Here is a 12623-nt window from a genome sequence, read left to right as displayed (position 1 = left end):
AAAGGGGAGAGGCCACCGTCGCCCCTCCCCCTTTCCGTTGCCCGCTCAGTCCTTCTTCTGCCCGAAGCCCATCGCCTGGAAGGCCTGGTACTGAAAGCCGCCGCCCAGCATGTTCTGTCCGCCGTCTACCGGCAGGATCACGCCAGTCACGTAGCTGGCCGCGTCGCTGACCAGAAACAGCGCGGCGTTAGCGATGTCCTGTGGAATGCCCATACGGCCCAGCGGCACGGACCCGGCCACGCGACTGCGGCTGGCCTCATCGGGGGCCAGCCGCGCCATGCCTTCTGTGCCGTCGATGGGGCCGGGGATGATGGCGTTGACGCGGATGCCGCGCAGTCCCCACTCGATGGCCAGCGTGCGCGTCAGCATGTCCACCCCGGCCTTGGCCGCTACAACATGCGCCTGCATGGGCACCGGGATGCCGTAGGCGCTGATGCTCAGCACGTTGCCGCCGGGGGTCTTTAAGTTGGTCGAGGCCGCCTTGATGGTGTTGTAGGTGCCCAGCAGATCGATGTCCACCACAGTCTTGAAGCCGTTGGGGCTGATGCCGTCTACCGGAGCCGGGAAGTTGCCCGCCGCCCCCGCCAGCACGATGTCGAAGTCACCGAATTTCTCGGTGGCCTGCGCCACGGCGGCTTCCAGCGCCGCGAAGTCGCGCACGTCCGCGCTAACACCCATCGCGCGCCCGCCCGCGTCCTCGATGCCCTGGGCGGCCTTTTGCGCCTTTTCCAGATTGCGGCCCAGAATGGTGATCGCGCAGCCGTGCGCCGCGAAACTCTGCGCGATGCCCAGGTTGATGCCGCTGCCGCCGCCGGTAATCAGCGCGTGCTTGCCCGCCAGCAGGTCAGGGCGGAAGGTGGATTCGGGCGTGCCGGGACTGAGGGTCATGGGGTCTCCTTTGGATGGTTCTGGGGGTCAAAAAGTCTGAGGGTCAAAAGGTCTGACGTTCGTCGTCTCCTCGCCCCGTCTGGGAGAGAAGGATTGCGGGCAGGCTTATGCGGGAGGCAGGTTGCCCCGCCGCCTACTTCTTCAGCGCGTTCTGCAAGCCTTCCACCGTCATGTGATGCGCGTTCCATTCTACGGCGTTTTGCAGGCTCTGGGCGTGGGGCAGGTCATCGGTCAGCGCGCGTTTGGTGCCTTCCAGCGCCTTGGGCGACAGGGTAACCAGATGGGCGGCCAGTTCCTCGGCCCGTTTAAACAGATCCTCGGGCGAGTCCAGAACCTCCGTGACCAGTCCCCAGATCTCGGCGGTCTCGGCGTCAATCGGCTCGCCAGTCAGGGCCAGATGCGCGGTGCGCCCGCGTCCGATCAGGTGCGGCAGGCGCTGCAAACCGCCCAGATCGGCGGCAATACCCAGCTTGACTTCCGGCAGGCTGAAGCGGGCGTCGCTGCTACAGATGCGAATATCCGCCCCGCTGATCAGCTCCAGCCCCGCGCCGATGCACCAGCCGTGTACGGCGGCGATCACCGGAATGGGCAGCGCGGCCAGCCCCTCGGTGGCGGCGTGCATCTCGTCTACCACGGCTTTGAATCCGGCCACATCGCCCAGCACCGGCCCAATCTGGCCCGCGTTGGTCTTCACGTCCAGCCCAGCGCTGAAGATTTTCTCACCGCGCAGGATCAGCACGCGGGCGTCTGCCAGTTCGGCCAGCGCCTGCGGCATCTCGCGCCAGAAGTCCGGCCCCATGCTGCCCATCTTGGCGATCAGGGTCAAGGTTGCCACTTCGCCCTGCCGCGAGAGGCGAACGGTTTGATAGTTCATGTTCCACACTGTAGCGTCTGCGCTTGCACCGGGTCTAAAGTGGACCGCCCTTGACTTTTGCTCTGGGCTGAACTATATTTGTGTTTCTGGCCTGAAAAGGCCATGCAGTATAGACCACGATGTACAGATGCACTTGAGGGCGGCGTCCACCTCCGGGAACCTTAAAAACGGACGCGCGAACAGAGAATCGGGAGAAGACCCGTGAGCTTTGAACTTCAGAAGAGAGCCTTGAATGGCTCTCTTTTTTTGTTGCTGTGGGCCTATACCTCTCCCGGCCTCTGCCCAAAGCTCAGCGGCGCATGGTTTGGCACGGCCTTAGCGGCGAATTCTTCCAGACCCAATCGGTCCGGCGCTTCCAGGTGATAGCGGAAGTTCCACAGGTAATGCTGCACCACCCGTTCAGGCAGCCCCAGCAGGGCCGCGTGCCGCGTCGCCACGTCTGCCAGATGCCCGATGCCGTGCCTACGGGCCACGCGCATGGCCTGCACCAGCTCCGGCGGGGGCGGACGGTCCTTGCGGTAGGCCCACACGGCGAAGGTGAAGGGGTGCCCGGTCAGGCGGAACCAGTCCTCGGCCAGATCGGTGACGGTGATGCCGCGTCCCGTGCTGGGCAGCGTGGTCATGGTGCGCTCGGCGGTCAGCGGGCCGACGACGCGGTACCACTCACGCAGGGCGCTGTCGCCGATTCGCAGCACGCCATCGTACCCGCCCTTCAGCAATTCCTCGGCCTCGCCCTCGGCACGTTCCAGGACCGGGGAGAGGCCGCGCTCGCGCAGCAGCACTTCCAGCAGCGCCACGCTCATGGCCGACTGCGCGGTCAGGGCAATCCGTTGCAGGTCCTCCAGTGGGCGGGTGTGGAACAGATTGACCGAGTAGACCGGCCCCAGCACGCTGACGCTGAAATCGGGTAGGGCTTCCAGAATGTCGGCGTGGCGGATAAATTCCACTGCGCTGATGTTGGCGATGTCCACCTCGCCCGCCAGCAGCGCCGCGTTCATCTGCGTCGGCACGCCTGTAATGGCGCTGACACCCGGCGGCAATTCCAGCGAATCGAGGATCGGGGCGACGTTGGTGAAGTGAATCCATCCGGCACGGTAGGTCATGGGGCGCTCCGCGCCTGTCTAAGGGTCCGAGGGTCTAAAGGTCTAAGGGATTGGGGATCGCCTGCCCTTAGACCCTCAGACTTTTTGACCCTTAGACCCCGAGCGCAGCGAGTCAGAGTTCTCACGGCACCACCTGAACGCCCACTGCCTGCCATTCTCCCTCTCGTCTTGCGTAGACCCGCAGAAAGCTCTGGATGCGTTCGCCATCGGCGTAGAGCGTGCCGCGCGTGATGGCCGTGTCGCCGAACACGCGCGAGGCGTGACGCTCGAAGACCAGGGGAACGGGCGTGTTGCGGGCCATGCCGTCTAGCGCGTCCCGCTTGAACACCACCTGTCCGTCCGGGAAAAAGGCCAGCCAGTCGTCGTGCAGCACTTCTGCCATCTCAGCGGGGCTGCGGCGGTGGTAGGCGGCGTTCCAGCGGTCATCGAGGAGCAGTACGGCGTCAAGGTCTGCCTGGGAGGTGTCATTCAGCGGCAGCACGGTGCAGCCTCCGACCTGACCCGAAAAACGTCCTGCTCAATCGGCGGCCTCGGCCCCGGTCTTGGGGAAGATCTGCAATTCGTTGTAGTAGGCGTCGCGCAGCACCGGGGTGCGTCCGGCGTGCTGGATCATGCGGATCATGCCTTCCTCGGAGAGCGTCATCGGACTGGTGGCCCCCGCCGCGTGGGCGATGTGTTCCTCCTGAATGGTGCCGTCGATATCCGACACGCCCCAGTCCAGCGAGACCTGCGTCAGTTCGCTGCCGATCATCACCCAGTAGCCCTTGATGTGCGGGAAATTGTCCAGGTAGATGCGCGCCACCGCCAGATTTCGCAGATCGTCCAGACCCGTCGTGAAGTCGGTCTTACCCAGGTTCTGCGCCAGCGTGTTGCCCAGCGGCTGGAAAGCCAGGGGGATGAAGGCGTGGAAGCCGCCCGTCTCGTCCTGAACTTTGCGGAGGCGGTCCATGTGGTCCAGCCGCTCCTCCAGCGTTTCGATGTGACCGTACAGCATGGTGGCGTTGGTCCGCATGCCCATGCCGTGCGCCTCGCGGTGAATCTGGAGCCACTTGTCGGCGGTCACCTTGTTCCTGGCGACCTGCTTGCGAACGCGGTCCGCAAAGATTTCCGCGCCGCCCCCCGGCATGGCGCTCAGGCCCGCGTCCTTCAACTCGCGCAGCACTTCCAGCGTGGGCTTCTTGCTGATCTTGCTCAGGTGTTCGATCTCGGCGGCGGTGAACGCTTTGACCTGCAAGTCTGGGAACGCCTCGCGGACCTGCCGGACCATCGCCGGGTAATATTCCCACTTGTGGTTGGGATGGTGGCCGCTGCTCATGTGCAGTTCGGTGATGCCGGGCAGGTAGCGGCGGCGCACCTGTTCCACCACTTCATCCGGGCTGTAATCCCAGGCGCGGTCCTCGTTCTTGTGTGCGGCGAAGGCGCAGAAGGTGCAGCCCACATAGCAGATGTTGGTAAATTCCAGGCGCATCGAGTGGACGAAGAACACCTTATCGCCGTGCATGCGCTCCTTGCGAATGTTTGCCAGCCGCATCAGCGCGTTCAGGTCACGGGTGTGGAACAGGCGCAGGCCGTCCTCGAAAGTCAGGCGCTGGCCTGCTTCTACCTTGTCCACAATCGGAGCCAGGGTCTGGTCACGGAGCCACTTCATGAGAATCAGGATACGCCCGGCGCTGGCCTGAAAGTGTCCCATTCGCCCGATAAGGAGGCCATGAAGACCGCGTAAGGTGTCGGGATGTCTTCTGATGCATCCACAGACTGGCTTGATCTTCTGGACTGGCGGCGCGAGGCCAGCGCCCTGTACGCCCGCGTGCGGGAAGAGTTGCCACGTGATCCGCAGGCGGCGCATCGGCTGTGGCAGATGGGCCGCAATGCCCTGTTCGGCAACCACCCACAGTCCCCACTGGGCCTGGAGGCGCGGGCCGCGTTCCGGGAACTGCCGTGCTGGCCGTATGACCCGGCGCTGGCCTTCAGCGCGTGGGTGGATCCCTCTGGCCCGCAGGAACGCCTGACCGTCCCCTCGTCCACCGGGCAGGAGATGCCGCTGGTGCGCTTCGGGCGCGTCTATCTGCCGGTAGGGACGCTGGACGTGTACTGGATCGACGTGTACGGCGGCGGCGTGTTCCTGCCGTTCCGGGATGCCACGAGCGGGCAGGAAAGCTACGGCGGCGGGCGCTACCTGCTGGACACCGCCAAGAGTGCCGATCTGGGCAGCACGGCGTCTGGTGAACTGGTGCTGGACTTCAATTTCGCCTACCACCCGTCCTGCTTTTACGACCCGCGCTGGAGCTGCCCGCTTGCGCCACCGCAGAACGTGTTAGGGGTTCTGGTGCGGGCGGGGGAACGGATGGCCTGAAACGGATTCCGCAGATGCCGGGGGCCAGCATCTGCGCGGCACCCGGATCATGTTTATGCCCCGCCGGGGCGCTACGCTGTGGGGGTGAAGAATGCGTCCCACCCACCAGAAACCGAGGCCCAGGAGCGCTGGACCGTGGACGGCATTGAGGACAGTCCGCACGGCCCGCTGGCCCGGCTGGAGCGCGGGGACGGCAGCACCTTCGATCTCCCGCTGCGCCTGCTGCCAGAAGGGCTGCGTGAGGGCGATCTGCTGGCCGTGCAGGACGGCCCCGATGGCGTGACGGTCCGCATTCTGGTGGCCGAGACGCTGGAGCGCCACGAAGCCTCACAGGCGCAGTTGGAAGCCCTGAACAACGCCGAATCTGATGTGCAGGACGACGACGGAGAGATCACGGTATGAGCGAGAAGGTTCCAAAGAAGGCAACAGGGAAGAAGACAGCAGGCCAGAAACCGGCGGGAAAGAAGGCGGCTCCCAGAACGTCGCGCAAGGCCGCGTGCCGTAAAGCTGCCCCCCGCAAGTCCTCGCGCTCCGGCAGGAAACGCGGCCCCAGCAGCGCGGATATCGCGGGACTGCTGGTGCTGGCACTGACTGTTTCGCTGGCGGCCTGCAACGGCATGAAGGGTGGTGGGCAGACCGAAACCGGGCAGGCCCAAACGGCCCCCGAGGGTCAGGTCACGGTGCGTTTTCTGGACGTGGGCCAGGGTGATGCTGTGCTAATCCGCAGCCCCGAGGGCAAGACCATGCTGATCGACGGCGGGCGCAGCACCGTGAAGATGCAGGAGCATATGAAGACCTACGGCATCGACAAGATCGACGTGATGGTGGCCACCCACGCCGACGCGGACCATATCGCCGGTCTGGTGGCGGCAGCCGAGGCCAAGCCGACGCTGTTCATCAACAACGGCCTGGGCGGGACCACCAAGACCTGGGAGCGGCTGGTGGCGGCCTTGCAGGCGCAGAAAACAGTTTTCAAAAAGGCCAGCAACCAGATCATCAACCTGGGCAGCGTGAAGGTGCAGGTGATCGGCCCGCCGACCGGCATGGGGGGCGATCAGAACGACAACAGCGTGGGCGTGGCCCTCAATTTCGGCAAGTTCCGCGCCCTGATGACCGGCGACAGCGAACTGAAGGAAACGGCGGCGTGGCTGGAGCAGGACAGGGCCGAGATTCGGGGGCCGTTTCAGGCATATAAGAGCATCCACCACGGCGCGGCCAATGGCGACAATGCGGCGTGGCTGGCCGCCGTCCGCCCCGAAAATGTGGTCATCAGCGTGGGCGAGAACAATTACGGCCACCCGACGAAAACGGCGCTGGACCTGTACAGGCAAAACGGCATTCGCATCTACCGCACCGATGAGAATGGCACGGTCACGTTCACTGGTAACGCGGACGGGAAGTATACGGTGAACACGCAGCGGTAGGGCTGGGAGCCGAACGAGATTTGCGGAGGACCGCCGTTCCCATGCTGTAATACGGATTCCGTCTGTAACGCTCTCAAACCGGGACAGCTCCGGTTTGCCAACTCCACGCCCGGAACCCGTTTCCCTCCTTCTCGCGTCCGCTCGGATTTCTATCGTTTTTGCAAACGATTCAATCGGAGTCCGTATAATGGAACATGCGCCGCAAACCTCTGCTGATCGTTCTGGCCCTTGTCCTGTCCGGTAGCTCTGCGTTTGGGGCTGCGATCCTCCCCACCTTACCTGTCACAGACGCCGATTTTTCAGGTGCGCTGGCGCGGCTCCCGGTGAGTGACCTGCTGGGACGGACGCCGGAACTGAGCGGCAAGGTGGCCGAGTGGTCCATTCCCAGCTCCCGGTCATCCTCGTTGGACCGCCCGCAAAAGACGGTGATCGGCACCATTGACGGTGCAGGCAATTACAGCGTCACGCTGCCAGCGCAGCCTCCCGAAACGCAGCAGGTCACCCTGACGCAGCTCGTGCGGGGGTTCAACATTCTTGAGGATGGGGATTGCTCGGTGAATACGCTGGTCATCAGTGCGCCCGAAGCTGTGGCCGGGAAGCTGGGGTCTCTTTATGTCCTGCGCGATGAGCCTGCTGGGGCGGCTGTGGGAACGCAGCCCCCGCCGTCTTACACCACGTTCAAAGCCATCCCGCGTTATTTTCTCAACGCAGTCTCGGAGGCGCTGTATTCCAGCGTTGCGGCCAACGTGAAGGGCGAACTGTCGTGTACCAGCAAGTATCTCAAAGGTAAACGTGATGACCTGTTTGTCAATATCGCTCTTGTCCCAGGCTGGAACTCGGTCACGTTGATCTACGGCGAGGAGCAGGTGATTGAGGGCGAGACAATTCAGAAGAAGCTGCTCCGGGGCGGTCTTGTGTCTGACACACCCTGAATTGCGTCCAACGAAGCTGGTGGCGGGGCGGTTAAGACCATCTCCCGGCCCGTCACCGGATGAACAAACTCCAGCCGACGCGCGTGCAGCAGGTAGCCGCCGTCTCCTGGCAGTCCTGGCAAATCGGCCAGTGGCAACCCGCCCACCCCGTACAGCGGATCGCCCACCAGCGGATGCCCGATAGAGGCCAGATGAATGCGAATCTGATGCGGGCGGCCTGTGTGGATGTCCACGTCAAACAGCGTGCAGTCTGAGCGCCGCTCCAGCACCCGCGCCGTGGAGTGCGAGGGCTTGCCGTTCGGGCTGGCTGCGTAGACGTCACCCAACTGGGGATGTGGCACTGGGCCGATGGGTGTGGTGATCTCGTATTCGTCCTGCCCGGCCACACCCTGCGCCAGCGCGCGGTAAGTCTTCTGCACCCGCCCCTCGCGCCAGTCCCGTGACAGCGCCGCTCCTGCCTGCACCGTCCGCGAGAACAGCACCAGACCAGAGGTTCCGCGCCCCAGTCGGTGAAGGGGGGATGCTTCCGGCCAGCGCTCCCGCACCAGGGTCATTAGCGTGTGTTTCAGAAATCCGCCAGCGGGAACGGTGGGCAGCCCCGAAGGTTTACACACGGCCAGCAACTCCGCGTCCTCGTACAGCACTTCAAAGTGCAGGGGCACGGCATCTTCGGGCCACGGTGGACGGTGCCAGATCAGGCGTTGGCCTGTTCTCAAAATCTCAGAACCCTGAGCCGTTACGCCGTCCAGCACGACTTCGCCCTGTGTTAGCCGCTCCTGCCATTCCTGCTGCGTGGAATGTTCGTAGCGCCCCGCCAGATACGCCAGCACCCTTAAGCCTGCGCCGCGTGGGCCGATGCGTTCGGCGTAGGCGTAGCCGTCGTTGAGGGTGGGCAGAGACATCAGGTGTCCAGTGTGGCATCTGTGGCCGCCCAGGAAACTGAGCCATTGTGCAGAGTCGCGCCCATCCCCCCGGCGCTAGCATGCCCGGATGACCGCCTTCTCCTATTTTTCCCGAGGTCCCGCATGGAAGGGCTGATGCTGGCAAAGGTCCTGGGCGAACTGACCCCGCATCTGCCACTGCACACGCTGGGCTGGGTCTTCCCCGACGAGACCACCGCCGCCCTGTTGCTGGACGGCCCCGGCCCCGGCGAGAAGCGCAATCTGGTGCTGGCCTACCGCCCGCCCCAACCTGTGCTGTTCATCTCCCGCGAGCGCTTACGCGGCGATCCCCGCAGCCCCTTTCAGCGCTTTCTGGCGGCGCGGGTGCGTGGGCCACTGCTGGGCGCGGAACAACTCAAGTTAGACCGCGTGCTGGTGCTGCACTTTGGCGGAGAGGCCGGATTCGTGGATCAGGCCCCCACCCGCCTGCTGTTTGAGGTCACGGGCCGCAACGCCAACCTGCTGGTATTGGAGGAAGGGGAAGGCTTTGAGGGCCGGATTGTCATGGCCGCCCGCGAGATCACCGGCAGCCGCAACCGCTTCCGCACCATCCGCAGCGGGGGCCGCTACACGCCGCCGCCGCCTTACGACAAGTTGGACCCGTGCAGGGTGGGCGAGGCTGAGGCGCAGTCCCTGGCTGACTTGCCGATTGGCCGCTGGCGCGAACGTCTGGACGGTGTGGGACCGCTCTTGAGTGCGGAACTGGCGCGGCGTGCCAACCTCCCACCCACACAGGCACCGGGGGAGGACTGGCCGCAAACGCTGGCTGCCCTGCGTTCTCTGGTGAATGACCCCACCGTCAGTGAGGGCGTCATGCAGGACGGCGCACGCGAGGCGGCCCGCAGCGAGAAGGCCGCCGCATTACGCAAAGCGCTGGCCGAGCCGCTGAACAAGCGCCTGACCCTGATCCGCAACCAACTGGCCGACGTGTCCCGCGCCGAGGCCGGGCTGGACGTGGCTGCCGTGGACCGGGGGGAAGCGGACCTGCTGATGGCCTATGCCTCCACGGTGGAAACGGGCAGCGCCAGCGCCGAGTTGCCCGCCTTTGACGGCAGTGGCCTGCGCCCGGTGGCCCTGGACCCCAGCCTCAGTGCCGTGCAGAACGCCGAGAAGCGTTACACCCGCGCCCGCCGCCGCGAAGACGTGTACGAACGCCTGCTGGAACGCGAGGACACCCTGCGCGCCGAACTGGCCGAGGCCGAGGCAAGGGTGGCCCGTATGGAAAGCGCCAGCCTGGAGGACCTGGACGCGCTGTCGTCCACCCTCCAGTCCGAACGGCCCGAGAAGAGCCAGTACGGCCTGCGCTTCACCACCCCCGCTGGCTACGAGGTGCTGGTGGGCCGCAACAACAAGGAAAACGCCACGCTGACGCACCGCGTCGGGCGCAGCATGGACTACTGGTTTCACGCGCAGGGGTATCCGGGCAGCCACGTCATCGTGCGGACGCAGGGGAAAGAGCTGGCGCAGCCGGACATTCTGTATGCGGCCCGCCTCGCTGCCGCCAACAGCAAGGCGCGCGGCAGCAGCAACGTGGGCGTGGATTACACCCGTATCAAGTACGTCTGGAAGCCGCGTGGTGCGCCTGCCGGACAGGTCCATTACACCGATCAGAACACGGTGTTTGTGGACGGCACGGTGCCGGAAGTGGCGACGGCGGATTAGTCTCCGGCTTTTTCCAGCAGCCTCACCAGCGCCCGCCGCCCCAGTTCCACCCCCAGGCCGAAGACCAGATGCGATCCAGCCTCCCACAGCACTGCCGAGAGGGGCAGTTTCCACGGCGGGTTCTGGAATCCGGTGGCGGGAACGGCGCTGCCGTGCGTCAGGGCATACATCACTGCCCCGGCGGGAACACCTGCGCCGCGCGTGACGGCGGGCTGATATTCGGCTAGCAGGCCATACGCCGCGCCCAGACCCGCGCCCAGGGTGTAGTGGACCACCTGTTGTGCGGCCAGTTTCTGCCCCTTGCTGATCTCGTGCCCGGTGGCGTCGGCTGCTGCCTCAATCATCTCGGCGGGGGGCATATGGTCTATGCGGCCCGTGGGATCGGCCCCGATCATCTGTTTCTCGGCGTTCGTGGGCGGGAAATAATGTTCGGTCAGCGTTTGCAGGGGCGGCTCGGCTGCCGATTTCAGGTAGGCCCCGGCCAGTCCGGCGACGGCCCCCACCAGGATTCCGCGCAGAGGTTGGGAGCGTTTGGCGTGGTGTCCATTCATGGGGGCAGCATAGGAAAAGTCTGGCGGGGTGCCCAGCAGCGAAAATCTTCATGCTGGGTGTTGCGGTGGCTTTCTTGGGGCAGCCCCCTACCCCAGGGGGGCAGGGGGAGCAGCGCTGCGCTAGGCAGGGTTCGTTGGGCGTGGCGGGCGAGTATTGGAGGTAGGGGTTCCTGCTCACAGGCCCCGCTCCGTGACGCTGCGGCAGGCCCGTCCGCTCCGCGCCCGACGGCCTCGTGTCGCCCCTTGCGCCCGCTGGCAGGCGGCCTTAACTGTCTTCCCTCTGCCCCAGCACAGGCGGGGGAGCATCGGGCATGGTCACTGTGCAGATTCCAGACAGCATGACGTGAGACGGTCAGCCTCTACGCCCTGGTATATACTTTTGGTATCTATCAGGAGAAGTCATGACCAAGCATCCAGCCACAACAAAGACCGCCAAGCTGTTTCAGACCGGGCGCAGTCAGGCTGTGCGATTGCCCAAGGAATACCGCTTTGAGGGCGACGAGGTGATTATCAAGCGTGTGGGCGACGGCGTGTTGCTGTTGCCCCGCAACAACAGATGGAAAAACCTGCTCTCGGCGGTTGAGAGGTTTGACGTTCAGCTTGAGCGCGAACAGCCAGAGATGCAGGAACGCGACTGGGGCGAGTTCTAAGCCATGTCCAGCCCCACGCATTTTCTGGACACCAACACCTGTATTTACATCATCAACAAGAAGCCGCCGCAGGTGGCAGAGGTCTTTGGCCGCCACCAGATTGGAGATGTGGCGTTGAGCAGCGTCACCGTTGCTGAGCTGGCGTTCGGCGCGGCCAAAAGTGTCCGCAAAGGTACGCGCGAAACCCTGGAAGAATTCCTGCTTGACCTGATGATCCTGCCCTTCGATGAGGCGGCGGCGTGGATGTACGGCGATCTTCGCGCCCGCCTTCAAGCCACGGGCCAGACCATCGGGCCGCTTGACCTGCAAATCGCAGCTCATGCCCTGAGCGCAGGCGTCACACTGGTCACGCACAATACGGGCGAGTTTGCCCGCGTCTCTGGATTGAAGCTGGAGAACTGGTTCCCGGAGTGAGGTTAAGGGGAACTCTAACCCCCCACCCCTCCCCCCAAGCCCACCCAGCCAAGTTCGCGCGTGCCTGAGCCAACGCGGGGGCGAAAGCCAACCCTCCACATTGGCGTGGCAGCCCAGCCGCTAAACTGAACGCATGACCAATATCAAACTTCCCGATGAAGTGGTAAACGACATTGTGGTGGTGATGGACGAGCTAGAACCCGACACCGCTGTCCTGGAAGCATTGACCGACTACCTGCGCTACCGGAAGCAACTTCGCGTTCTGGACTTTGAAGGACAGTTTGACGCCGATCCCACCTACGACTACAAAGAGCAGCGCCGCGTTCCGTGAAAGTTGAGCGCATCCTTGTGGATAGTGACGTGTGGTCTGAGTTTTACAGGAAGCGCAGTGGAGAAGCGTCGCCACAGGTGCGGCAGCTCCGGGCGCTGATCGTCGGACGGCAAGTGGTCATGCTGGGGGCCATCCGTCAGGAGGTCTTGAGCGGCTGGCGACATGCCCACCAGTTTGAGCAAGTTCGGGAGCTGTTGCGGGCTTTCTCAGACCTTCCGCTGACCGAGCGGGACTATGAGCAGGCCGCCGAATACTTCAACACCTGCCGCAGCAATGGCGTTCAGGGCAGCAACACCGACTTCCTGATCTGCGCGTGCAGTGTGGAGCGGGATATTCCCATCCTGACCAAAGACGCGGACTTTGAGCGCTACCGTCAGTTCGTGCCGATCAAGCTGTACCCCAACCCCTAGCCCCACCCCCCAAATCCCCCAAGCCCACGCCAGCCAAGTTCGCGCGTGCCTGAGCTGAAGCTTTGGGGAGAAAAGGGAAGTCGAGATCGT

16 protein-coding genes are annotated in these 12623 nt (G+C 64.3%); 9 read left to right on the top strand and 7 right to left on the bottom strand.

From position 1 onward, the window contains the following. Nucleotides 1-45 precede the first annotated feature (45 nt). The 5 genes from DAAJ005_RS15900 to mqnE all read right to left on the bottom strand — a co-directional run bounded on the left by DAAJ005_RS15900 (nucleotide 46) and on the right by mqnE (nucleotide 4513). Nucleotides 46-888 (bottom strand): SDR family oxidoreductase, encoded by an 843-nt coding sequence (locus DAAJ005_RS15900; RefSeq protein ID WP_151847960.1) that lies wholly within the window; start codon nucleotides 886-888, stop codon nucleotides 46-48. Between the two features lie 133 nt (nucleotides 889-1021). Further along, the gene (locus DAAJ005_RS15895) at nucleotides 1022-1762 is read right to left on the bottom strand and encodes an enoyl-CoA hydratase-related protein (protein ID WP_151847959.1); all 741 of its coding nucleotides are present in this window, start codon (nucleotides 1760-1762) and stop codon (nucleotides 1022-1024) included. A 260-nt stretch (nucleotides 1763-2022) separates the two neighbouring features. Further along, complete coding sequence (locus DAAJ005_RS15890; RefSeq protein ID WP_151847958.1) at nucleotides 2023-2865, bottom strand: menaquinone biosynthetic enzyme MqnA/MqnD family protein; 843 nt, start codon at nucleotides 2863-2865, stop codon at nucleotides 2023-2025. 121 nt (nucleotides 2866-2986) lie between these two features. Next, the gene (locus DAAJ005_RS15885; RefSeq protein ID WP_226342478.1) at nucleotides 2987-3346 is read right to left on the bottom strand and encodes a nuclear transport factor 2 family protein; all 360 of its coding nucleotides are present in this window, start codon (nucleotides 3344-3346) and stop codon (nucleotides 2987-2989) included. Between the two features lie 36 nt (nucleotides 3347-3382). Then, on the bottom strand, nucleotides 3383-4513 hold the full coding sequence (gene mqnE, locus DAAJ005_RS15880) for an aminofutalosine synthase MqnE (RefSeq protein ID WP_151847957.1): 1131 nt from the start codon (nucleotides 4511-4513) through the stop codon (nucleotides 3383-3385). Nucleotides 4514-4597: 84 nt separating this feature from the next. Here mqnE and DAAJ005_RS15875 point away from each other — a divergent pair, with 84 nt between their 5' ends. From DAAJ005_RS15875 to DAAJ005_RS15860, 4 genes are all read left to right on the top strand, one after another. Beyond that, the gene (locus tag DAAJ005_RS15875; protein ID WP_151847956.1) at nucleotides 4598-5218 is read left to right on the top strand and encodes a DUF1684 domain-containing protein; all 621 of its coding nucleotides are present in this window, start codon (nucleotides 4598-4600) and stop codon (nucleotides 5216-5218) included. Between the two features lie 84 nt (nucleotides 5219-5302). Beyond that, the gene (locus tag DAAJ005_RS15870) at nucleotides 5303-5620 is read left to right on the top strand and encodes a DUF3006 domain-containing protein (protein WP_151847955.1); all 318 of its coding nucleotides are present in this window, start codon (nucleotides 5303-5305) and stop codon (nucleotides 5618-5620) included. Continuing rightward, on the top strand, nucleotides 5617-6642 hold the full coding sequence (locus tag DAAJ005_RS15865) for a ComEC/Rec2 family competence protein (RefSeq protein ID WP_151847954.1): 1026 nt from the start codon (nucleotides 5617-5619) through the stop codon (nucleotides 6640-6642). Before DAAJ005_RS15870 ends, DAAJ005_RS15865 begins: the two co-directional genes overlap by 4 nt. Before the next feature lie 194 nt (nucleotides 6643-6836). Then, entirely contained in the window at nucleotides 6837-7574 is a 738-nt protein-coding gene (locus tag DAAJ005_RS15860) for a hypothetical protein (protein WP_151847953.1), read from the top strand. On the opposite strand, the gene DAAJ005_RS15855 is transcribed toward DAAJ005_RS15860, so the two are convergent. Next, on the bottom strand, nucleotides 7529-8476 hold the full coding sequence (locus DAAJ005_RS15855) for an RluA family pseudouridine synthase (protein ID WP_151847952.1): 948 nt from the start codon (nucleotides 8474-8476) through the stop codon (nucleotides 7529-7531). The two genes, DAAJ005_RS15860 and DAAJ005_RS15855, sit on opposite strands and share 46 nt — an antisense overlap. 123 nt (nucleotides 8477-8599) lie before the next feature. On the opposite strand from DAAJ005_RS15855, the gene DAAJ005_RS15850 reads away from it, so the two are divergent. Further along, entirely contained in the window at nucleotides 8600-10177 is a 1578-nt protein-coding gene (locus tag DAAJ005_RS15850; RefSeq protein WP_151847951.1) for an NFACT family protein, read from the top strand. Here the strand turns inward: DAAJ005_RS15850 and DAAJ005_RS15845 are convergent. Then, a complete protein-coding gene (locus tag DAAJ005_RS15845) occupies nucleotides 10174-10728 on the bottom strand; it encodes a DUF1440 domain-containing protein (protein WP_151847950.1) in 555 nt (184 codons plus the stop codon). The genes DAAJ005_RS15850 and DAAJ005_RS15845 overlap by 4 nt on opposite strands. Nucleotides 10729-11129: 401 nt before the next feature. On the opposite strand from DAAJ005_RS15845, the gene DAAJ005_RS15840 reads away from it, so the two are divergent. From DAAJ005_RS15840 to DAAJ005_RS15825, 4 genes are all read left to right on the top strand, one after another. Continuing rightward, nucleotides 11130-11378, top strand: a complete 249-nt coding sequence (locus DAAJ005_RS15840; protein ID WP_151847949.1) for an antitoxin — start codon at nucleotides 11130-11132, stop codon at nucleotides 11376-11378. A 3-nt stretch (nucleotides 11379-11381) separates the two neighbouring features. Continuing rightward, on the top strand, nucleotides 11382-11792 hold the full coding sequence (locus DAAJ005_RS15835; RefSeq protein ID WP_151847948.1) for a type II toxin-antitoxin system VapC family toxin: 411 nt from the start codon (nucleotides 11382-11384) through the stop codon (nucleotides 11790-11792). A 133-nt stretch (nucleotides 11793-11925) separates the two neighbouring features. Continuing rightward, nucleotides 11926-12123, top strand: a complete 198-nt coding sequence (locus tag DAAJ005_RS15830) for a hypothetical protein (protein ID WP_151847947.1) — start codon at nucleotides 11926-11928, stop codon at nucleotides 12121-12123. Continuing rightward, on the top strand, nucleotides 12120-12533 hold the full coding sequence (locus DAAJ005_RS15825; protein ID WP_151847946.1) for a PIN domain-containing protein: 414 nt from the start codon (nucleotides 12120-12122) through the stop codon (nucleotides 12531-12533). The genes DAAJ005_RS15830 and DAAJ005_RS15825 overlap by 4 nt, the downstream gene beginning before the upstream one ends. Nucleotides 12534-12623: the final 90 nt, after the last annotated feature.

The organism is Deinococcus sp. AJ005 (genome assembly GCF_009017495.1).
Classification (GTDB): domain Bacteria; phylum Deinococcota; class Deinococci; order Deinococcales; family Deinococcaceae; genus Deinococcus.
The sequence above is the reverse complement of the archived record's forward strand: the minus strand, read 5'-3'. Positions and strand labels throughout refer to the sequence as shown.